This is a genomic window from Streptomyces sp. NPDC042638 (assembly GCF_040647235.1).
GTDB lineage: Bacteria > Actinomycetota > Actinomycetes > Streptomycetales > Streptomycetaceae > Streptomyces > Streptomyces rameus.
On record NZ_JBEZBT010000010.1, the window covers coordinates 108,653 to 129,504 of the forward strand.

The following is a 20,852-nucleotide window of genomic DNA, read 5'->3' on the forward strand; positions in this document are numbered from 1 at the left end:
ACGGTGTGACGGCGTGACGGACGCGACCGACGTGACCGGCGCGACGGCCGTGACCGACGCGACGGCCGTGACCGACGCGACCGACGCGACGGAACGGACGTGACGCAGGTGACGGGCGCGACGGTTTCGCCGGTCCGGCGCGGCCACTTCGCGCCGAAACGGGGTCGTTGACCGGCTCCGCCGTTTCGGGCCGGACCGGCGCCCGGCGTGGCCGCCCATCCGGCCCGGCCTCTGGCCTGCCCCCGGTCACCACCTCCCCGCCCCGCATCACCAACTTTCTTTCGCGTAAGCACCGTTGTACGAACAGATGCCTCCATGTTCCACTAATCTCCTTTCGCCACATCGAGCACCCGCTCCCGGGCGGGGGGAGTATCCACGAGGGATCCGTGTGTGATGACCTGGGGTTCGACCGGCTCCTCGGTGAGGAAGCCTTCTTCGCGCGCTTGCTCGGCCGGTCACCATCGGGCGGCAGCCGCGAACCCTTGTACGGCCCCGACCTTCCCGTGGTGCTGCTCACCGGCGGCCCGGGCATGGGCAAGGGGCGGCTGCTGCGCGCGGTACGGGACCGGTTCGCCGCCAAGGTGCCGGTGATCTACCTGGACTGCGGCTCGCCCGTGTACGCGGACCGGGCGGAGCCGGAGCCGGGCGCCCGCTCGGCCGCGACCGAGGCCCTGACCGAGACCGCGCGGCGGCTGTCCACCTGGCAGGGGACGGGCGGCTCGTTCACCTTCCCACGGCTCTTCGCGGGGCTCGCGATGATCGCGACCGGCGTCGCGGAGTGCACCCCGGACGCGGTCGCGGCGGAGGTCGAACGGTACGAGGAGCTGGCCCAGCGGCAGCGACTCCGTGGCCTCGCGACGGGTGACTTCTGGCGGGGTGCGCTGCGCGGAGCCATGCGGAACCTGCTGACGACCCTTTCCGGGCAGGCACTCGACCCGTACTCGGCCTCGGTGAGCACCGCGCTGCTGGACGCGCTCTTCACGAGCCTGGCGCCGCGGGGCCGGACGGAACTGGCCCGGATCTACGGTGCCTACCCGGGCGCTGCCGGTCAGCCCGAGCACGGACTGCGCGACCTCGCCGCCGACTTCCAGGCCGGCGGTGAGGAGCGGGAGCTGGCGGAGAGCTTCCTCTTCCGGGCGCTGCGCGAGGACCTGGAGGCCGCCTACGCGGGGGCGGTGGGCTGGCTGCGCCGGGTCGGCCGCCCGGGAGTCCTGCTGGACCGCGCCGAGACGCCCCTGGGGGAGCGGCTGTTACGCGCCGTACTCACCGACCGGCGGGCCGGCCAGCGCGACCGCGTGGTGATCGTCGGCACAGCGCGCCGGGCGGACGGGGGCGCCTTCCTGTACGGGGGGCTTCCGCCCGAGGAGGTGCCGGCGCCGGCGGAGTTCCGGCCCGCCGACGGGGTGCCGCCCCGATGGTCCCGGCGCGTGGCGGCGGGAGGGGACCGGGCACCGCTGGCCGACGGGGTGCTCCTGCTGCGCATGCCCCTGCTCACCGGCGACCAGATCCGCGCGGAGACCGAGCGCAGGCAACGGCGCGCGGAGCCGGAGGGCGGCACCAACCGGCGCCGTGTGGACGCCGCCGTGGCCAGGCTGAGCGGCGGACGACCGCACACGGTGATCCGGCTGGCGTCCGCCGCCGCCGGTTTCCGGATGCCGGCGGACGCCAATGACCGGGACATCCTGGACGCCCCCCTGCGGCTCCCGGGCGACGGCGCCGCCGAGCGGCCGGTGGCCGACGTACTGCTGCGGGAGCTGATCCTGGAGCAGCTGCCGGTGCGGCTGCCGACCGAGCAGCACGGACACTGGCTCGATCTGCTCACCCACCTGTCCGTGGCGCACGACAAGGAGTGCGCGGACGTCCTGCTCCGCCACCACCAGTCGGGCCGGGTCCACCGCCTGACGGCGCATCACGTGTCGCAACTGCTCACCGACACCGGGTGGCCGAGCTGCGAACGGCACTTCATCGGCGACTTCGGACTGCGCCAACTGCTGGTGCACCGGCTGTACGGGCTGCTCCCCGACGGCGCCGCCTGGTACGCCGACCACCACCTGCTGCGGGACCACTACACCGCACGCGTGGCTCAGGACGGAGCGCCCGGCGGGGGAGCGTTCCGCTCGGTCATGGCGCACCGGATGAACCACCACCTGGTGTCCGGCGGTGTGGACGACGTCGTCCGCCACCTGGCCGCCACACTGCCCGGCCGTCCCCGGGAATGGTGCGCGGAGCTGCTGGAGATCGCGCAGGCACCGTATCCGGGCGGCGCGGACACCCGCCGGGAACGCGCCCAGGGCCTGTCGACGGCGGACGGCCCGGCGCTGCGCCGCACCGTCGACCAGCTGCTGCACGCGGTGTGGCTGTGCGAGGAGCGCACCAGGCCGACCGGAAGGGAGACGGCCCGCACGCTCGCCAAGCTGCTGGACCTCCTGTCGATCATGGAGTTCGACGGCGCGGGCCGGCTCGGCAGGACGGCCACCGACTGGAGCGACCTGGCGGAGAACGACCAGCCGTTGCTGCGCTGCGCCTGCACCGACCAGCTCGGGCGAAGGAGATGACGGGGATGCCCAGATGGAAGAAGATCCTCTACTCGCTGCTGGTCACGGCGGCGCTCGTGGCGGGGGGCCTGTTCGGCTGGTCCTTCCTCCAGCGGCCCGACACCTGCACCGGGGGGATCGAGCGGATCGGCGGCGAGTGCATCGGAGTCGACGGCTCGGGCTACGACTTCGGCACACCGGAGATCAGCGCGGTGGCCCGGGCCATCGCACAGGAGAACAAGAGGATAGAGGGCCAGTCCCATGTGACGGTGGCGATGATGCTGCCGTTCCAGTCGGACAGGGCGGCACAGCGGCGGCAGATACGCAGCGACCTCCAGGGGGCGTACCTGGGGCAGCTGCGGGCCAACCAGGGTGAGGGGGAGCCGCCGAAGATCCGGCTGGTGCTGGCCAACCCCGGGCGGGACTACACACACCAGTCCAGGGTCGTGGACACCCTGCTGCGCATGGCCGACTCGCCCGAGGACCGGCTGCGCGCCGTAACAGGCTTCAACCTCAGCCTCGACGCCACGGAGGACGCCGTCAGACGCCTGACGGAGAACAGGATCCCGGTGCTCGCCTCCCGGATCACCGGGGACCGGATCGCCAACGAGGACGGGGCGGACGGGATGGCGAAGTCGCGGTTCCCCGGCCTGGCCCGGATCATCCCCACCAACCACGACGTGGCCCAGGCGCTGGCCGCCTTCAACGGGGACCGGGGCCGGGAGAACCGCAGGACGGTGCTGGTCTACGACACCCGTCCGGACAGCTACGACGAGTCGCTGGCGAAGGCGTTCAGCGGGATCGAGGAGAAGGGGCCGCCCGGGCCCGCCGCGATGTCCTTCGCGTCCCCGTCGATCGACGAGGCGGGTTCGACCGGCAACCAGTTCACCCAGATCGCCAACAACATCTGCGACACCGAGGCGGACACCGTCTACTTCGCGGGGCGCACGCTGCACCTGCGGCTCTTCGCGCTCAAGCTCGCACAAGTGGGCTGCGAGAAGCGGCACTACACCATCATCAGCGGCTCGGACGCCGCCTCGCTGCGGCTGAACATGACGGCGAAGGACTGGGACCAGCTGCGCGGCGCGGACGGCGAGGCCAAGGTGACGGTGCAGTACGCCGCGCCCGCGCACCCGGACGCCTGGAGCACCGAACTGACCGCCTGGAAGAGGAGGTGGCGGGCGAGCCACGACCGTGAGCCGGCCGGGGACGAGCTCCCCCAGTACCTCACCGAGCCCAAGGCGGCCCTGGACGACCTGAGGAAGCTGATCGAGACCACGCGTCGCAAGGGAACGGAACTCGGCTCCGCCCCGGACCTGGAGGACTCCCGGACGCTGCTCGTGTACGACGGCATGGTCACCATCGGCACGGCGCTGCACCAGGTGCAGAGCGGGGACGCCACGAAGGTGCCCGGGCTGGAGGACGTCGGCAGGGAGTGGTCGCAACTCCAGTCCCGCCACCGGGTGCAGGGCACCAGTGGCCTGATCTGCCTGACCAGCGGCGGAAACCCGTACGACAAGCCGGTCGCGGTGGTCGAGCTGGATCCGGGCAGGGAGGGCCGGGGCAAGCTGAAGTTCGTCGGCCTGGGCTGGCCCACGGGCCGGGAGCAGCCGAGGAACTGCGTCATCCCGAGCCGCACCTCCTGAGGGCGGAGCCGCATCCACGGTGGAGCCCGGGCGAGCCGGGTCCACGGTGGCGGCGATCGGGCGGTCAGGTCGGCAAGGGTTCGGGCAACGCCGGTCGTGGTCAGCCGCTCCAGCGGGCCGCGGCGCGCGGGCGGCGGACCTGTCCGGTCCTCGGGCGGCGGCGAGAAGCCGGTCGGGCAGCGCGCGTGCACCGCACCGTCTGCGGGTTCGAGGCGCCGCGGCCTGACCGCGGTACCGCCGCCGACGGGCAGTCGACGCGGCCGGGCCGGTGCGAGGCCGGACAGGGTGCGCGGGGTCGCCGGGCCGGGCCCAGCGGCCGGACGGGGCCGAGGGGCCTGCCGCACAGCCGTGACAGCCCGTCCTCGTCCACCTCCGGCCTCGGCGTCGCAGCAGCCCCGCCCCGCGCCGGAGCGTCCTCGCCGGTGTCGCCCCGCCTCGCGGCGGGCGACGTACCGGTCTGCCGGAGCCTGTCCGGCGCAGTGCATCCGCGCACCCGCGGCCTGCCGGCCGGACACCGCGAGCCGCCGACACGTCGCCGTCCGCCCGCGCGCCCCGAGGCGGCGGGCGTGGGTCAGGTCACATATGACCTGGTTCGCACCCTCTCCCGGGCGTACCGGACACCGGGCTACCGTTGCGTGGAGCCCCTGTACCCCCTCGCACCTCGGACGGCCCGGCTGTGCTCACTGACCTGTCCCCCCTGATCGCCGCCACAGCGCGCTGGCTGACCGGCGCCTACCCGCCCGCCGGGGGCGCGCTGGCCTCCGCGCTGTGCGAGGCGCAGGCCCGGCAGGCGGTGACGGCCGCCGCACGGCTGCGGTACCCCACCGACATCGACGCGGGCCTGGTCACCATGGCGGGCCCCGGGGGCGCGGGCCGCCTCGACTGGATCACCGGCGCCGACCGGGCGGACGACCACCCGGCCGAGGAGTGGGCGTGGCGCACCTGGGTGGACGAGGTCGTGGCCAGCTGGGCCGCCGCGCTGCTCACCGACGCCGAACTGGCCGGTCTGGCCGTCACCGCCCTCGCCGACGCGGACCACACCACCGACGCGGCGGCCGAGTTCCGCCGGCTGCTCGACCCCGACGACGGCGACCGCCGTGCCGCGGCCCTGCTCCGCCACCCCGACCTGCTGGCCCCCGTGGCCGAGCTGCACCACGGCCAGCTGCTCGACCGCCTCACCCCAGGGCGGTCCCTCGCGGCCTGAGGCCGGGCGTGGGGGCCCCTCACCGTGCGTGCGGGGGCCCGGACCGCCCGCACGGCTACACCCGGGCGGCGGCCCCCGGCCGAGGTCCGCCCGCCACGGGGAAGGGCTCGGTCATGACCTTCAAGAATCCCGTGCACCGCGGCGGCTCCCGCCGCGGCCGGTCCGACCAGCTCGCCGAGTACGCCTCGAACTTCACCAGCTCCCCGGCGTTCTTCCTCTTCTGCCTGCTGCTCGTCGGCTTCTTCGTCGCCGCCCACGCCGCCCACCTGCCGCTGGAGCTGCTGCTGCTCGCGGGCGAGTCCATGACGGCGGTCACCCTGCTGCTCCTGGCCCTGCTGAAGAACGCCGAGATGCGCGCCGAGCACGCCGTCCAGCGCAAGCTCGACGCGATCGCCGCGGCCCTGCTGGAGGCGCACCGGGAGGAGCGGGGCCAGGCCTTCGACGATCTGCGCAATGCGATCCGGATGGAGGAAGAGACCTGACCGGGGCCGGCGAAACGCCGCGACGGTTCTTCCCGGCACCCCGGAGAAGGACGAGCATGCCGTGGCATGGACATTCTGCTCGTCGCCAGCGCGTTCAACAGTCTCTCCCAGCGTCTGTACGCCGAACTGTCGGACCACGGGCACCAGGTGGACGTCGTCCTGGCCGCGCACGGCCCCGACCCGGTCCGGGCGGCCGTACGGCAGGTGCGCCCGGACCTGATCGTCGCGCCGATGCTCAGGACCGCCCTGCCCGAGGACGTGTGGCGGGAGCACACCTGCCTGATCGTCCACCCCGGCCCGCCGGGCGACCGCGGCCCCTCCTCGCTGGACTGGGCCATCTCCGGCCGGGCGGAGCAGTGGGGCGTGACCGTGCTGCAGGCCGAGGCGGCGATGGACGCGGGCGCGATCTGGGCGGCCGAGCCGTTCCCCGTCCCGCCCGTGGGCAAGAGCGACCTCTACCGCAACGAGACATCCGACGCCGCCGTCACCGCCGTCCTGACGGCCGTACGGCGCTACGCCGAGGGCGGCCACAAGCCGCTGGCGCAGACCGACGAGTCGGTCACCGTCGTCTGGCGCGACCTCTTCCGGCAGGACAGGCGGCGCATCGACTGGGAGCGGGACGACACCGAGACGGTCCTGCGCAAACTCCGCGGCGCCGACTCCCAGCCCGGCGTCCTGGACGAACTCCTCGGCCGCGAGGTCTTCCTGCACGGCGGCCACCCGGAGGACCGGCTGCGCGGCCGTCCCGGCGCCCTGCTGGCCCAGCGCGCGGGCGGCGTGTGCCGTGCCACCCGGGACGGCGCCGTCTGGATCCCGGAACTGCGCCCCCGCAGGAACTCCGGCGACCCGGCACCCTTCCGCCGGCCGGCCGCCTCCGTACTAGCCTCCTACCAGTGCGGCCCCGCGCTCCCGGCGGACCCCGTGCCGCTGGAACTCCCGCCCGGCCGGCGGACCTGGACCGACATCCGCTACCGGCAGCACGGTGACGCCGGCTTCCTCACCTTCTCCTTCCCGGGCGGCGCGATGAGCACCGACCAGTGCCGCAGGCTGCTCGCCGCCTACACGGAGGCGCTCCGCCGCCCCACCCGCGTCCTCGTCCTCGGCGGGACGCGTGACTTCTTCTCCAACGGCATCCATCTCAACGTCGTCGAGGCGGCCCCCGACCCGGCCCAGGAGTCCTGGACCAACCTCAACGCGATGGACGACCTCGTCGAGGCCGTGCTGCGCACCACCGACCGGCTGGTGGTGGCCGCGCTCGCCGGCAACGCCGCGGCCGGCGGCGCCATGCTCGCCCTCGCCGCCGACCAGGTGTGGTGCCGTACGGGCGTCGTCCTCAACCCGCACTACCGGCGCATGGGCCTGTACGGCTCGGAGTTCTGGACGTACACCCTGCCGCGCCGCGTCGGCGCGGAGCGGGCCCGCCGGCTGACGACCGAGGCGCTGCCGGTCAGCGCGGCCAACGCACAACGGCTCGGGCTCGTGGACCGGCTGGTGCCGGCCGCCCCCCAGGACTTCGCGGCCGAGGTCCAGCGGCTGGCCGCCGAACTCGCCGCCACCCCGGACCTGGACCGGCGGCTCGCCGAGAAGGCCGCGGCCCGCGCGGCCGACGAGCGGGCCCGGCCCCTCGCCCGCTACCGGGAGGACGAACTGGCCCGCATGCGCGCCATCTTCTTCGACCCCGAGGCCCCGTACCACGCCCTGCGCTCGGCCTTCGTCCGCAAGACGCCGGGCGGCTCACCCCGCCCCCTCGCCCCGGCCCCCGGAGACCTCCGGTGACGCCTCGACTGCTGGTGGCCGGCGTCGGGAACATCTTCCTCGCCGACGACGCCTTCGGCCCCGAGGTGATCCGCGCCCTGGAAGACCGCCCCCTGCCGCCCGGGGTCCGGGTGCGCGACTACGGCATCCGCGGCCTGGACCTGGCCTACGACCTGCTGTCCGGCTACGCCACCGCCGTCCTGGTCGACGCGGCCCCGCGAGGGCACCGCCCCGGCACCCTCTCCCTGATCGAGGCGGAACCCCCCGACGGCACCGTCCCGCCCGAGGCCCACGGCATGGACCCGGCGAAGGTGCTGGCCCTGGCCACCCACCTCGGTGACGAGCCGCTGCCCAGGGTCCTCGTCCTGGCCTGCGAACCCGCCGTCCTGCCGAGCGACGACGACATCCTCCCAGGGCTCAGCGCAACGGTGCGGGAAGCCGTCGGCCGGGCCGTGGACGCCCTGCACACACTCCTGCCCGCCCTGCTCGACGACCCCGCCGGGCCGCTGCCCCCGTTGGGCCGCCCGATGGAATCCGGGACCCCGCGCACGGCTGCGCTGCCCGCCACCGCGCCCGGCGGGCCCGAAGATCGGTGAGACCCCGGGCCGCAGGAACGCGGCCCGGGTTGCGTCACCTATCCGAGGAGCAGCGCCCATGTGCGGGTCCGACGTCAGACAGGCCGTCCTGGCGAAGAACGACGACCTGGCCGCGAACCTGCGCGGCGACCTCGCCCGGCAGGGCGTCACGATGGTCAACCTGCTGTCCAGCCCGGGCAGCGGCAAGACCGAACTCCTCGGCCGGGTCCTGTCCCGCGCGGTGGAGCAGGGCATCCCGGTGGCCGCGCTCACCGCGGACCTGGCCACGGAGAACGACGCCGAGCGGCTGGCCCGTTCCGGCGCCCCCGTCCAGCAGCTGCTCACCGACGGGCTCTGCCACCTGGAGGCCCGCCAGGTCCGCACCCGGCTGGAGGGCTGGCTGCCGGCGGACACCGCCGTGCTCTTCGTGGAGAACGTCGGCAACCTGGTCTGCCCGGCCTCCTACGACCTCGGGGAGACCCTGCGCATCGCGCTGATGGCGGTCACCGAGGGCGAGGACAAGCCGCTGAAGTACCCCACCGCGTTCGGCTCCGCCCATCTCGTCGTCATCACCAAGACCGACCTCGCCGGACCGGCCGGCTTCGACGAGAGCCTCTTCCACGAGAACGTGCACCAGGTCAACCCGGGTGTGGAGATCGTACGGTCCTGCGCCCGCACCGGCGCCGGCGTCGGCACCCTGCTGGAGCGTGCCCTCGCCGCCCGCGACGGCGCCCCGGCGCACCGGCCGCCCCTCGCCCCGCACCCGCACGGCCACCACCACGCCCCGTCCGCCCCCGTAGCATGACCGCCCCCGCCGCCGGACTGGTCCGCCGTCGGCTCACCGTGCGCGGCACCGTCCAGGGCGTCGGCTTCCGCCCGCACGTGCACCGCCTGGCCGCCGCTCTGTGCCTGACCGGATTCGTCGGCAACACCGGCGACGGCGTGCTCATCGAGATCGAGGGCCCGGCGGACGAGGTGGACCGCTTCTGCGCCCTGCTGGCCGAACAGCCGCCGCCCCTCGCCGCCGTCACCGGTATCGACGGCGTCCACCTGCCCGCCACGGGCGACAGCGGCCCCTTCACCATCCGCTCGACCGAGCGGGCAGCGGGACGCACCCAGCTCCCGCCCGACACCGCGACCTGCGCCGACTGCCTGCGCGAACTGGCCGACCCCGGCGACCGCCGCCACCGCCACCCCTTCGTGACCTGCACCCACTGCGGCCCCCGCTTCACCATCGCCACCGGCATGCCCTACGACCGGGCGGCCACCACCATGGCCGGCTTCCCGATGTGCCCCGCCTGCGCCCACGAGTACGGCGACCCCGCCGACCGGCGCTTCCACGCCCAGCCCGTCGCCTGCCCCGACTGCGGTCCACGCCTCGTGCTCACCCCGGCCGCCGGCCTCGCGATCCGCCCGGCCCGGGACGCCGAGGCCCTCGCGACGGCACGGGCGCTGCTCGCCGCCGGGCGGATCGTCGCCGTCAAGGGCGTCGGCGGCTACCACCTGGCCTGCGACGCCACAGACCCCCGGGCGGTCGCCGCCCTGCGCGACCGCAAGGAGCGGGGCGGCAAGGCCTTCGCGGTGATGTGCGCGGACCTGGCCACCGCCGAGCGGATCGCCCTCCTGAGCGACGCGGAACGGGCCGCCCTCACCGGCGCCCGCCGCCCCATCGTCCTGCTGCGCCGCCGCACGCCCCCGGACGGCCTCCGCCTCGCCGACCAGGTCTGTCCGGGCAGCCCGCACGTCGGCGTGCTGCTGCCCTACACCCCCGTCCACACCCTGCTGTTCGGGCTGCCCGGAGACCCCCCCGGCCCCCGGGTGCTCGTCATGACCAGCGGCAACCGCTCCGGCGAACCCATCGTCACCGACGACACCGAGGCCCTGACCCGGCTGGCCGGCCTCGCCGACGCCTGGCTCGGCCACGACCGGCCCGTCGCCGCCTTCTGCGACGACTCCCTGCTCCGGGTCCGTCCCGACGGCACCGAACAGGTGCTGCGCCGCTCCCGCGGATACGTCCCCCGCCCACTGCGCCTGCCGCTGCCCGTGCGGCCCACGCTCGCCGTCGGCGGAGACCTCAAGAACGTGCCCTGCCTGGGCGAGGGCGAGCACGCCTGGCTCGGCCCGCACATCGGCGACATGGGGGAGCTGGCCACCCTGGAGGCCGCCGAGCGGGCCGAACGGCATCTGACCCGTCTCACCGGAGTCAGCCCGCGCCAGGTGGCGGCCGACCGGCACCCCGGCTACCACTCGACGCGGCGGGCCCGCGGCCGGGCCATCGGACTCGGCCTGCGCGAACCGGCGTTCGTCCAGCACCACCACGCGCACATCGCCTCCGCGATGGCAGAACACGGCCTCGACGGCACCACACCCGTGATCGGCGTCGCCTTCGACGGCACCGGGTACGGCGACGACGGCACGGTGTGGGGCGGGGAGATCCTGCTGGCCGACTACACCCGCTACCGGCGCTTCGCCCACCTGGTCCCCGCCCCGCTGCCCGGCGGCGACGCCGGCGTGGCCAACCCGTGCCGGCTGGCGCTGGCCCGGCTGTGGGCGGCGGGTCTGCCGTGGACGCCGCGGCTGCCGAGCGTCACCGCCTGCTCGGACACCGAACGCGCGGTCCTGAGACAGCAGTTGGAACGGCAGGTGGCCTGTGTGCCCACCTCCAGCATGGGGCGGCTCTTCGACGCCGTGTCCTCACTCGTGGGCGTGTGCCACCGGGCGGGTTACGAGGCGCAGGCCGCGGCGGAACTGGAGGCGGCGGCGCTGGAGGCCGGCGGCGCGGACACCGTGGCCTACCCCTTCGGCCTCGGCGGCGCCGACAGCCTCGGCTGCGACCCCGCGCCGATGCTGACGGCCCTCCTGCGCGACCAGGCACGCGGCACCCCCGCCCCGGTGCTCGCGGCCCGCTTCCACCGCGGTGTCGCGCGGGCCGTCACGGAGATCTGCCGCCGCGCCCGCACGGCGACCGGCCTGGCCACCGTCGCCCTCACCGGAGGCGTCTTCGCCAACGCCCTGCTGGAGCACGAGTGCGCCGTCCTGCTCACACGGGACGGCTTCAGGGTCCTGCGGCACGGCGAGGTCCCCCCGAACGACGGCGGGCTGGCGCTCGGCCAGTTGATGGTCGCCGGAACAGCCAACAACCACGAGACGGAGTGACCCATGTGTCTGGCAGTCCCCGGCAAGGTCGTGTCCATCGACCGGCGCGCCGACCCCCTCACCGGGCTGATCGACTTCGGCGGAGTACAGAAACAGGCGTGCCTGGAGTACCTGCCCGACGTCGAGGTGGGGGAGTACGTCATCGTCCACGTCGGGTTCGCGCTGCAGCGCCTGGACGAGGAGTCGGCCCGCGCGTCCCTGGAGCTTTTCGAGCAACTGGGGCTTCTGGAAGAGGAGTTCGGTGACGCCTGGGAGCAGGCGGCCCGGCAGGAGAACGGGAGTGACGCCCGGTGAAGTACATCGACGAGTTCAACGACCCCGGGCTGGCACGCCGGCTGCTGGACGAGATCCGGGCCACCGCCACCCGGCCCTGGGCACTGATGGAGGTCTGCGGCGGCCAGACCCACTCCATCATCCGGCACGGTATCGACCAGCTCCTGCCGGAGGAGGTGGAGCTGATCCACGGCCCCGGCTGCCCGGTGTGCGTGACACCCCTGGAGGTCATCGACAAGGCCCTGGAGATCGCCGCCCGCCCCGACGTGATCTTCTGTTCCTTCGGTGACATGCTCCGCGTGCCGGGCACCGACCGGGACCTGTTCCGGGTCAAGGGCGAGGGCGGGGACATCCGCGTGGTGTACTCACCGCTCGACGCGCTCGACCTCGCCCGCAGGAACCCGGGCCGCCAGGTCGTGTTCTTCGCGATCGGCTTCGAGACGACCGCGCCCGCCAACGCCATGGCCGTGCACCAGGCCCGCCGGCTCGGCCTGGACAACTTCAGCCTGCTGGTGTCCCACGTCCGGGTCCCCCCGGCGATCGAGGCCATCATGACGGCCCCCAGCTGCCGGGTGCAGGGCTTCCTCGCCGCCGGGCACGTGTGCAGCGTGATGGGCACCGCCGAGTACCCGGAGCTGGCCGAGAAGCACCGCGTGCCGATCGTGGTGACCGGCTTCGAGCCGCTGGACATCCTCGAAGGCATCCGCCGCGCCGTCCACCAGCTGGAACGCGGCGAGCACCGGGTGGAGAACGCCTACCCCCGGGCCGTACGCGACCAGGGCAACCCGGCGGCCATGCGCATGCTGGAGGAGGTGTTCGAGGTCGTCGACCGCAACTGGCGCGGCATCGGACGCATCCCGGCCAGCGGCTGGCGGCTGACCGACGCCTTCCGCGCCTACGACGCCGAGCACCGCTTCGACGTCAGCGGCATCCGTACCGAGGAGCCCGCCGTGTGCCGGGCCGGCGAGGTCCTCCAGGGGCTGATCAAGCCGACCGAGTGCGAGGCGTTCGGCACGGCCTGCACCCCCCGCACCCCGCTCGGCGCCACCATGGTCTCCAGCGAGGGCGCCTGCGCCGCCTACTACCTCTACCGCCGGATGACCGACAGCCCGGCCCAGCAGGGATCCCGTATCCCCCGCGAGGAGATGAACCCCGTTGGCTGACCTCGCCACCGAAGCGGCACAAGCGACCCGACCGGCCGTCGACCCCGCGAACTGGACCTGCCCCGCCCCCGTGCGCGACCAGCCGGTCGTCGTCATGGGCCACGGCGGAGGAGGCGCCCTGTCCGCCGAACTGATCGAGCAGGTCTTCGCACCCGCCTACGGCAACCCCACCCTCGCCGCCCTCACCGACTCCGCCGTCCTCGGCCTGGGCGGTGTCCGGCTGGCCTTCTCCACCGACTCCTACGTGGTACGGCCGCTGTTCTTCCCCGGCGGCAGCCTCGGTGACCTGGCCGTCAACGGCACCGTCAACGACCTGGCGATGAGCGGTGCCCGGCCCGCCTACCTCTCCACCGCCTTCATCCTCGAAGAGGGCGTCGAACTGGCCGTCGTGGAACGCGTCGCGTGGGCCGTCGGCGCGGCGGCCGAGGCGGCGGGTGTCGTCGTGGCCACCGGCGACACCAAGGTCGTGGAGTGCGGGCACGGCGACGGCGTCTACGTCACCACCGCCGGCGTCGGCCTCGTACCCGACGGGGTCGACATCCGCCCGCAGCGCGCCCGGCCGGGTGACGCCGTCATCGTCAGCGGCCCCATCGGCCTGCACGGGGTGGCGATCATGAGCGTGCGCGAGGGCCTGGAGTTCGGGGTGGAGATCGCCTCCGACACCGCGCCCCTGGCGGACCTCGTGGCGGCGATGCTGGCGGTCACCAAGGACATCCACGTCCTGCGCGACCCCACCCGCGGCGGCCTCGGCGCCTCCCTCAACGAGATCGCCCGCGCCTCCGGCACCGGTGTCCGGCTGCGTGAGCGGGCCGTCCCGGTCCCGGACGAGGTCGCGAACGCCTGCGGCTTCCTCGGCCTGGACCCGCTGTACGTCGCCAACGAGGGCCGGCTCGTCGCCTTCGTGCCCCCGGAGCACGCCGACGCCGTACTGGCGGCGATGCACGCCCACCCGCAGGGCACCGGAGCCGCCCTGATCGGCGAGTGCGTGGCCGACCACCCGGGCATGGTGGTCGTCGCCACCGGTCTCGGCGGCACCCGGGTGGTGGACCTGCCGCTGGGTGAGCAGCTGCCCCGCATCTGCTGAGAAGCCGGGGCCCGGCCCCGGACCGTGACCGGCCCCGCCGACGAGGCGGGGCCGGTCACGTCTCCACGCCGGTGATCTCCAGTTCGCGGCCGCTGCGCAGCTCCCGCGACGGCCGGTCGCAGCGGGGGCACCAGAAGAACGGGGGCATGCCGACCGCGAACTCCTCGGCGCATTCCCCGCACCAGGCCCGCGCGGGCACCTGCTCGACCACGAGCCGGGCCGCCGCGAGGGCCGTACCGTCGCGGGCCACCTCGAAGGCGAAGTGCAGCGCGTCCGGCACCACACCCGCAAGCTCTCCGACGCGGACGGTCACCGACGAGACACCGTCGGCGCCGTCCGCCCGGGCGATCTGCCCGGCCTGCTCCACGATCGCGCTCGCGATCGACAGCTCGTGCACGCCGGCCTCAGGGGTACCGGCGATGGGCGCGCAGTCCCCCGGTCATCCGGTAGATCCGCAACTCGCGCACGATGCCCGGGAGTTCCTTGAGGAACAGGGTCGCGACCACACCGCCGGCCAGTGCGGCCTGCGCGGCGAGCAGCTGTCGCCCCGACATTCCCCGGCGCGCGGTCCTTCTTCTTCGCATGGCCATGTTCATGGCGTCACTTCCTGCTCTCTCATCCCGGTGAGATGTTCGGCATGTCCTTCACCAGGGCGTCATGCCGTTTCCAGTGGATACCGGTGGAGCGGCGCGCGTCGGAGCTGCCGTCCTTGTGATGTCCGGTCTGGTGCTTGTACGGGCCCTTGTTGCCCTGGTGCAGTCCGCGCACGTGGGTGGGCGTGTCGGGCTTGGCCTGGGGACGGCCCACTCGGATGCTGCCCATGTCCGATCTCCTTCCGGGTCCTCACGACCGCTCGGTCAGCTCCCTGAAGAACTGTTCTACGGCCGGCCAGACCCGGCCGCCACCGGAGAGGCCCTGCCACTCGCGGCGGACCAGGGCGGTCATCCGGTAGCAGTCGTCGACCGGCACGATCCAGTGTTCGTCGAGGCCGCGCACGGTGTTCACCAGCAGCGCCTCCACATCCGGTGTCATGGTGGCGAGCAGCGGCACCGCGGCGGTCAGTCGCCGCCAGGCCGCCGCGTCCACCTCCCAGCGCATGGCCCCGGCCGGGCTCGGCCCCTGCGCGGTGACCGTCCCGTCGGCGCGCGGCACGAAGAACACCAGCCCCACCGGGACGCCCAGCACCCCCGTGTCGACCGGTGGCAGGCGCAGCCGGCGCCGGGGCACGAGCCGGTAGCGGCCCTCGCCGGCCCCGTCGTCGGCGAACAGCACCGAGCACGGGTGGCACACGCACCGCACCTCGGCGGCACCCGTGTCGTACAGGTGGGGGTGCTCCTCGGCCACGCGGGTGGCGCACAGCTCGCAGCTCTCCTCGGTCCGCGGCGCCCGGTCACGCGCGGAGTGGATCACCCGGGCGAGTGCTCCGCCCACGCTCACCGCGCCTCCTGGGGCAGGGCCCGGCGCTTGATCGTGCTCAGCGGTACGAACGCCGGAGCCGCCTTGCGCTCCTCGGCGACCGCCTCGACCGACTCCAGCTCCGGTGCCACCGCGAGGACGGCGGCCCGCACGGCCCCGATGACGTCCGCCGACCCGCCGCCGCATCCGGAACCGCATCCGCCGCCACCGGTGAGCCGGACCCGTGCCACCCGCCCGTCGACGCCGGCCCACACCAGGTCACCGCCGCGTTCGCGAACCGCCGGCCGCAGTTTCTCCACCGCGCGGGCCGCCCGGCGCTCGGGAGGCTCGGGGTGGATCTCGTGCAGCACCAGCAGGTGCCCGAGCAGCTCGTCCTCCGCCAGCGTCCGCCGCAGCGGCTCCTCCGCGTGGTCGAGGACCCGGGCGAGGGCCTCGCCGTAGACCTCGGTCAGCAGCCGCACCGCCTCCAGGGCCGGGCCGGGAGTGCCCTCCAGCCCGGCCAGCACCTCGTCGAGGCGGCCGAGCCGCGCCTCCACCGCCGGATCCGGCAGCCGTACGGCGGCGTCAGCCATGGTTGGCTCCGTACGTCGGCGAGTGCACGGTGGTCAGGGTCTTGCCCTTGCCCATGTACATGTGCACACCGCACGGCAGACACGGGTCGAAGCTGCGGACCGTGCGCATGATGTCGACGCCCTTGAAGTCGTCGGGCCCGTTCTCCTCGAAGATCGGCTGCCCCTGGACGGCGTCCTCGTACGGGCCGGGGGTGCCGTAGATGTCACGGGGGCTGGCGTTCCACGGGGTGGGCGGGTACGGGTGGTAGTTGGCGATCTTCTTGTCCCGGATCACCAGGTGGTGCGAGAGGACCCCGCGCACCGCCTCGTGGAAGCCGCAGCCGATCGACTCGTCCGGCACCTCGAAGTTCTCGTACACCTTCGTTTCGCCGCTCCTGAGCATCCCCATGGCCTCCTCCAGGAACTGCAGGGCCATGGCGGCGGCGTAGGCGATGAAGTACGGCCGGGCACGGTCCCGCTCCAGGGTGTTGCTCCACTTCGGGATGCGCCACTCCAGGGTGGTCTCCGGCAGCTTCTCGCCCTTGGGCAGGGTGATGCGGATGCCGCCGCCGGTCGCCTTGACGTACGGCGTGTCGACCAGGCCGCTCAGGGCGGTCGACCAGAGCCGGGCGAGGGGGCCGCCACCGGTGTCCAGGGCGAGGTGGTCGCCGGTCTCCGGGTGGTACCAGCGCGGGCTCATCACCCAGCTGTAGTTGCCCTCGAAGTCCCGCTTCTGCGGCACCGGAACCGTGGTCTGGTTCCAGGGGTGGCGCATGTCCACGGGGTTGCCGAGCGGGTCGTGGGTGACGAAGGGGTCCTCGTTCACCCAGTCCTCGTAGAAGGAGCTGCCCAGCATGATGCGCAGGCCGAGGTTGATGTCGATGAGGTTGTTGGTGACCAGCTTGCCGTCCACGATGATGCCCGGGGTGACGTACATCGCCTTGCCCCACTCGTTCATCGTCGCGTAGCGGTAGTCGACGACGTCCGGGTTCTGGAAGGCGCCCCAGCAGCCCAGCAGGATGCGGCGCTTGCCGACCTCCTCGTAGCCCGGCAGGGCCTCGTAGAAGAAGTCGAAGACGTCGTCGTTCATCGCCACCGCCTTCTTGATGAAGTCGATGACGTGCATGAGCCGGCTGAGGTAGTCGGTGAAGGTGTTCGGCTGCGGCATCGTGCCGACCCCGCCCGGGTACAGCGTGGAGGGGTGCACGTGCCGCCCCTCCATGAGGCAGAACATCTCCCGGGTGATCCGGCTGACCTTCAGCGCCTCCTTGTAGACCTCGCCCTCGAAGGGGTTGAAGGCCTTCATGATGTCGGCGATGGTCCGGTAGCCGTGGATGTCGCCGCGGGGCGCGTCGGTGCGCTCCGCGCGGGCCAGGACGCCGGGGTTGGTGGCCTTCACCATCGCCTCGCAGAAGTCCACGAAGACCAGGTTGTCCTGGAAGAGGGTGTGGTCGAAGATGTACTCCGCCGCCTCGCCCAGGTTGGTGATGTGCTCGGCCAGCTTCGGCGGCTTGACGCCGTAGGCCATCTGCTGGGCGTAGTTGGAGCACGTGGTGTGGTTGTCGCCGCAGATGCCGCAGATCCGCGAGGTGATGAACCCCGCGTCACGCGGGTCCTTGCCCTTCATGAACACCGAATAGCCGCGGAACAGCGACGAGGTGCTGTGGCACTCCACGACTTCCTGGTTGGCGAAGTCGATCTTGGTGTAGATCCCCAGATTGCCGATGATCCGGGTGATCGGGTCCCAGGACATGTCCACGATCTGGGCGGGTTTGCGATCTGTGGGCCGGGATTCGGTGGTGGTCATCTGCGGTGCTGCCCCTCGCTGTTCGGGTTGGGCTGTCGGGTGGCGGGTTGCGGGACGGCTGCGGTCACCGGGGGTGTCACGCGCGCCAGTGCGGGTCGTAACCGCTGGTCAGCTTCTGCTTGTTGTGACGCCACTTGGGCTCGTGGTTCACCATGTCGTTGGTCAGGCCGCGCAGTCGGCGGATGACCGCCCCGTACGGCCTGATCACCATCGTCGACAGCGTGCCGCCCGGGGGTTCGTCCATGAACGGCATGAAGGCGTCCGGGAAGCTCGGCATCGTGCAGCCGATGCAGATGCCGCCGACGTTCGGGCAGCCGCCGATGCCGGCCATCCAGCCCCGCTTGGGCACGTTGCAGTTGACGACCGGACCCCAGCAGCCGACCTTCACCTGGCACTTGGGGGAGTTGTAGTCCCGTGCGAAGTCGCCCTGCTCGTAGTACGCGGCCCGGTCGCAGCCCTCGTGCACGGTCTTGCCGAACAGCCACTGCGGACGCAGCATGTGGTCCAGCGGCGGCGGGGGAGCGGCACCGGCCGCGTGCTGGAGCACCCAGACCAGGGTCTCCATGAAGTTCTCCGGCTGGATCGGACAGCCGGGGACGTTGACCACCGGGAGCCCCGAACGCGCCTTGAACTCCCAGCCCAGGTAGTCCGCGAGACCCATGCAGCCGGTCGGGTTGCCCGCCATGGCGTGGATACCGCCGAACGTCGCACAGGTACCGGCCGCGACCACCGCCCATGCCCTGGGCGCCAGCTGGTCGATCCACTCGTTCAGCGTCTGGGGCTCACCGGTCTCCGGGTCGTTGCCGAACGACGTCCAGTAGCCGTCGCCCTCGATGATGTTCTGGTTCGGGATCGAGCCCTCGATGACGAGGATGAACGGCTCCAGCTCGCCGCGTGCCGCCGCCCGGTACGGGGCGAGGAAGTCCTCGCCGCCCAGGCTCGGCGAGAGCACCTTGTTGACGAGGTTCACCTTCGGCAGGCCCGGGATGAGCCCGAGCACCACGTCCTCGATGGACGGCTGGGCCGCGGCGGTCAGCGACACCGTGTCGCCGTCGCAGCTCATGCCCTCCGAGATCCAGAGGATGGTGATCTCGTCGAAGCCCTCCCGCGCCTCAGCCCTGCTGGGTTCGCCGCTGACTTCGGTGGTACCGCTCTGTGTGGTCATGTCTGGGCCTCCGTTGCAGCCGGTCTCGATAACCGCTCAGGCCGCGGCCGACGGGGCCGCGAGGGTCGGTGGGGTCGGGTCGTCGGGGGCGGCGGCCGTCCGGTGGTGGTGCGCCGGTCCCTCAGGTGCGGACATCGGAGCGCCCCCTCTCGGGACGGTCGGCCGGACGGGCGGGCCGCGGGGTGTTCGGCCGGGGCGGGCGGACCTGGTCCGGTGCGTCCGCGACGCCGAGCGGTTCGACCTCGTCGGGGCGGAAGTAGTGGAACCGGCCGTACCAGCCGTGCAGTTCGGCGGCGGGGTCGTCGTCCACGGTGACGGCCAGATGGACGCTGCCGTCCACGTCGTGGAAGATCGCGGAGACCTGTGCGGTCCGCCCGGCCAGGAACATGTCCTGGGCGTCGGAGCCCCGGCCGCGCGGGCGCAGCCGCACCCGGCTGCCGCCGCCCACCGGCACCCCGCCCACCAGCACGGTGTCCGTCGTGGGGGACAGTCCGTCGTCACCGCCCTCCTGCCACCAGGCGGGCCGGCCCGGAGCCGGTGCCTGAGCGGGGGTCAGCGAGCGGATGGTGCCGTGCAGCCGGGCGAAGACCTCCTGGGGCATGGTCTCCACACGGTCGACGATCCGGGCGGCCCGCGGATCGGTGGCCCGCGCCTCGGCCTTCTCCTCGTCGGTCAGCAGCATCGTGCGCAGCGTGAGGATCTCGTCGATCTCCGCCGCGTCGTGCAGATCGCCGGGGCTCTCCGGCGCCACCTGCGGATGGTCCGGCAGGATGATCGGCGCGGAGAGCGCGGACGCGCTCGTGGCCCCGTCCTCGCTGCCGGACTCCGGCGGCTGACCGCCGAGCACGGGGAACGTGAAGGCGTTGCGGCAGCCGCGTGCGTGCTCCGCGAGAGCGGCCGGCGGATCGGTCAGCGACACGAACTCGACGCCGTCGCCGACGAGGAGGGTGTGCGTGGCGAGCAGCGCCCGCCCCAGCACCGCGGCCCGCGGGGCCCGCGGGTCCGGCCCCTCGTCGGAGTTCTCGGTGCGCACGCGCAACCGGTACAGCTCCGGGGCCAGGGGCTCGGCCACGACCGTCGTCGCGGCCCGTACCTCCCGGCGCCGCCGCACCGTCCGCCCCGCTCCGGCGGGCAACGGCTCGTACTCCGCCCCGGCCGGCGCCCCTACGGCCACGGTCCGCCCGCCGTGCAGCAGTTCCTCCAGGGTGAGCACCAGCTCGGTCTCGCGGGGCACCGCCTCCTCGAACGACAGCTGAACGGCCCCGTCCGCCGTCCGCAACGACTCGACCGGGCGATGTCCGCCCTCCCCGTCGGCCGCCTCCACCTGCTTGTGCTGCAGCTGCAGATAACGCACCCGCACCCGTACGGCCGCGTCACCGCGCCGCGCCCGCACCAGGCACTCGGTCTGCTGGTACCAGGAGTCGGCGGAGCCGGACAGGCCGGGCGTGACCGGTGCGTCCCGCTCCACCCAGTTCCGGGGCAGCAGTACGCCGAACTGCCAGCGGACCCGGTTCTTCGCCGAGGACCGGCGATAGGGGTAGAGCAGGTATCCCTCGTACAGCACGGCGTCCGCCACGGCACTCAGCTGCGTACAGCCCTCGCCGGCTCCGTTCACCACGCTCGCTCCTCGCCACTCGTGATCCGCGCTTCCCTCCCCACGGTCACACCCCGCGAGCCGGCCCGCCCCTCCGGCGCACCGTCATTGGGCCGGACAGGGGAGGCGGCGCGGAAGCGGGGAACGTCCGGCGCGGGAAGAGAACCGCGCGGCGCCGCGGGCGCGAGGGCGACGCCGTCACCCGTCGGCGATACCGTCACCCGTCGGCGTCGCCACCGGGTCCGCTCGGCCGGCCGGGGGCCACGGCGTGATCGGTCCCGCCGGTCCCGCCGGTCCCGCGTCCGGCGACGGCCCCGCTGACCGGGCCGGCGCCCGGGCTCCGGTGGTGGGTTGGCGGGGCTGGTGCCTGGGCTCCGGTGGTGGGTTGGCGGGGCTGGTGCCTGGGCTCCGGTGGTGGGTTGGCGGGGCTGGTGCCTGGGCTCCGGT

At 73.5% G+C, this 20,852-nt stretch carries 19 protein-coding genes; 11 read left to right on the forward strand and 8 right to left on the reverse strand.

Going from position 1 to position 20,852, the window contains the following annotated elements; all coding sequences use genetic code 11:
- The first annotated feature begins 386 nt into the window (after window positions 1-386).
- From AB0B40_RS11640 to hypE, 11 genes are all read left to right on the forward strand, one after another.
- On the forward strand, window positions 387-2,555 hold the full coding sequence (locus tag AB0B40_RS11640) for a hypothetical protein (protein WP_362263790.1): 2,169 nt from the start codon (window positions 387-389) through the stop codon (window positions 2,553-2,555).
- Between the two features lie 5 nt (window positions 2,556-2,560).
- A complete protein-coding gene (locus AB0B40_RS11645) occupies window positions 2,561-4,180 on the forward strand; it encodes an amino acid ABC transporter substrate-binding protein (RefSeq protein WP_362263791.1) in 1,620 nt (539 codons plus the stop codon).
- 676 nt (window positions 4,181-4,856) lie between these two features.
- Window positions 4,857-5,384, forward strand: a complete 528-nt coding sequence (locus AB0B40_RS11650; protein ID WP_345055475.1) for a hypothetical protein — start codon at window positions 4,857-4,859, stop codon at window positions 5,382-5,384.
- A gap of 113 nt (window positions 5,385-5,497) precedes the next feature.
- Complete coding sequence (locus AB0B40_RS11655; protein ID WP_345055477.1) at window positions 5,498-5,866, forward strand: hypothetical protein; 369 nt, start codon at window positions 5,498-5,500, stop codon at window positions 5,864-5,866.
- Between the two features lie 66 nt (window positions 5,867-5,932).
- Complete coding sequence (locus AB0B40_RS11660) at window positions 5,933-7,642, forward strand: hydrogenase maturation protein (RefSeq protein ID WP_362263792.1); 1,710 nt, start codon at window positions 5,933-5,935, stop codon at window positions 7,640-7,642.
- A complete protein-coding gene (locus AB0B40_RS11665) occupies window positions 7,639-8,217 on the forward strand; it encodes a hydrogenase maturation protease (RefSeq protein WP_345055481.1) in 579 nt (192 codons plus the stop codon). The genes AB0B40_RS11660 and AB0B40_RS11665 overlap by 4 nt, the downstream gene beginning before the upstream one ends.
- Before the next feature lie 58 nt (window positions 8,218-8,275).
- On the forward strand, window positions 8,276-9,001 hold the full coding sequence (gene hypB / locus AB0B40_RS11670) for a hydrogenase nickel incorporation protein HypB (protein WP_345055483.1): 726 nt from the start codon (window positions 8,276-8,278) through the stop codon (window positions 8,999-9,001).
- Complete coding sequence (gene hypF, locus AB0B40_RS11675; protein WP_345055485.1) at window positions 8,998-11,352, forward strand: carbamoyltransferase HypF; 2,355 nt, start codon at window positions 8,998-9,000, stop codon at window positions 11,350-11,352. Before hypB ends, hypF begins: the two co-directional genes overlap by 4 nt.
- A gap of 3 nt (window positions 11,353-11,355) precedes the next feature.
- Complete coding sequence (locus tag AB0B40_RS11680) at window positions 11,356-11,646, forward strand: HypC/HybG/HupF family hydrogenase formation chaperone (RefSeq protein ID WP_345055487.1); 291 nt, start codon at window positions 11,356-11,358, stop codon at window positions 11,644-11,646.
- Window positions 11,643-12,788: a hydrogenase formation protein HypD gene (gene hypD, locus AB0B40_RS11685; RefSeq protein WP_345055489.1), complete on the forward strand. Its 1,146-nt coding sequence runs from the start codon at window positions 11,643-11,645 to the stop codon at window positions 12,786-12,788. Before AB0B40_RS11680 ends, hypD begins: the two co-directional genes overlap by 4 nt.
- Window positions 12,781-13,872 (forward strand): hydrogenase expression/formation protein HypE, encoded by a 1,092-nt coding sequence (gene hypE, locus AB0B40_RS11690; RefSeq protein WP_362263793.1) that lies wholly within the window; start codon window positions 12,781-12,783, stop codon window positions 13,870-13,872. Before hypD ends, hypE begins: the two co-directional genes overlap by 8 nt.
- Before the next feature lie 55 nt (window positions 13,873-13,927).
- Here the strand turns inward: hypE and hypA are convergent, their stop codons facing one another.
- The 8 genes from hypA to AB0B40_RS11730 form a co-directional block, all read right to left on the reverse strand.
- Window positions 13,928-14,269 (reverse strand): hydrogenase maturation nickel metallochaperone HypA, encoded by a 342-nt coding sequence (hypA, locus tag AB0B40_RS11695; protein WP_345055492.1) that lies wholly within the window; start codon window positions 14,267-14,269, stop codon window positions 13,928-13,930.
- A 7-nt stretch (window positions 14,270-14,276) separates the two neighbouring features.
- Complete coding sequence (locus AB0B40_RS11700; RefSeq protein WP_345055493.1) at window positions 14,277-14,426, reverse strand: hypothetical protein; 150 nt, start codon at window positions 14,424-14,426, stop codon at window positions 14,277-14,279.
- Between the two features lie 61 nt (window positions 14,427-14,487).
- Complete coding sequence (locus AB0B40_RS11705; RefSeq protein ID WP_345055495.1) at window positions 14,488-14,694, reverse strand: hypothetical protein; 207 nt, start codon at window positions 14,692-14,694, stop codon at window positions 14,488-14,490.
- 21 nt (window positions 14,695-14,715) lie between these two features.
- On the reverse strand, window positions 14,716-15,309 hold the full coding sequence (locus AB0B40_RS11710) for a DUF5947 family protein (RefSeq protein ID WP_345055496.1): 594 nt from the start codon (window positions 15,307-15,309) through the stop codon (window positions 14,716-14,718).
- Window positions 15,306-15,860, reverse strand: a complete 555-nt coding sequence (locus AB0B40_RS11715; RefSeq protein WP_345055498.1) for a NifU family protein — start codon at window positions 15,858-15,860, stop codon at window positions 15,306-15,308. Before AB0B40_RS11715 ends, AB0B40_RS11710 begins: the two co-directional genes overlap by 4 nt.
- Window positions 15,853-17,646 carry a nickel-dependent hydrogenase large subunit gene (locus tag AB0B40_RS11720; protein ID WP_362263794.1) on the reverse strand — a complete coding sequence of 598 codons (1,794 nt, stop codon included), beginning with the start codon at window positions 17,644-17,646 and terminating at the stop codon, window positions 15,853-15,855. The genes AB0B40_RS11715 and AB0B40_RS11720 overlap by 8 nt, the downstream gene beginning before the upstream one ends.
- Before the next feature lie 76 nt (window positions 17,647-17,722).
- Window positions 17,723-18,811 (reverse strand): hydrogenase expression protein HypE, encoded by a 1,089-nt coding sequence (locus AB0B40_RS11725; protein WP_345055501.1) that lies wholly within the window; start codon window positions 18,809-18,811, stop codon window positions 17,723-17,725.
- Between the two features lie 121 nt (window positions 18,812-18,932).
- Window positions 18,933-20,429 carry a hypothetical protein gene (locus tag AB0B40_RS11730; RefSeq protein ID WP_362263795.1) on the reverse strand — a complete coding sequence of 499 codons (1,497 nt, stop codon included), beginning with the start codon at window positions 20,427-20,429 and terminating at the stop codon, window positions 18,933-18,935.
- Between the last annotated feature and the right edge of the window lie 423 nt (window positions 20,430-20,852).

Excerpts from the sequence above, each read along its gene's own strand:
- AB0B40_RS11700 (WP_345055493.1), bottom strand. The coding sequence starts at position 14,426 with ATGTCGGGGCGACAGCTGCTCGCCGCGCAGGCCGCACTGGCCGGCGGT.
- hypF (WP_345055485.1), top strand. The coding sequence starts at position 8,998 with ATGACCGCCCCCGCCGCCGGACTGGTCCGCCGTCGGCTCACCGTGCGC.
- AB0B40_RS11720 (WP_362263794.1), bottom strand. The coding sequence starts at position 17,646 with ATGACCACCACCGAATCCCGGCCCACAGATCGCAAACCCGCCCAGATC.
- AB0B40_RS11715 (WP_345055498.1), bottom strand. The coding sequence starts at position 15,860 with ATGGCTGACGCCGCCGTACGGCTGCCGGATCCGGCGGTGGAGGCGCGG.
- AB0B40_RS11645 (WP_362263791.1), top strand. The coding sequence starts at position 2,561 with ATGCCCAGATGGAAGAAGATCCTCTACTCGCTGCTGGTCACGGCGGCG.
- hypB (WP_345055483.1), top strand. The coding sequence starts at position 8,276 with ATGTGCGGGTCCGACGTCAGACAGGCCGTCCTGGCGAAGAACGACGAC.
- AB0B40_RS11660 (WP_362263792.1), top strand. The coding sequence starts at position 5,933 with ATGGACATTCTGCTCGTCGCCAGCGCGTTCAACAGTCTCTCCCAGCGT.
- AB0B40_RS11705 (WP_345055495.1), bottom strand. The coding sequence starts at position 14,694 with ATGGGCAGCATCCGAGTGGGCCGTCCCCAGGCCAAGCCCGACACGCCC.
- AB0B40_RS11655 (WP_345055477.1), top strand. The coding sequence starts at position 5,498 with ATGACCTTCAAGAATCCCGTGCACCGCGGCGGCTCCCGCCGCGGCCGG.
- AB0B40_RS11725 (WP_345055501.1), bottom strand. The coding sequence starts at position 18,811 with ATGACCACACAGAGCGGTACCACCGAAGTCAGCGGCGAACCCAGCAGG.
- AB0B40_RS11680 (WP_345055487.1), top strand. The coding sequence starts at position 11,356 with ATGTGTCTGGCAGTCCCCGGCAAGGTCGTGTCCATCGACCGGCGCGCC.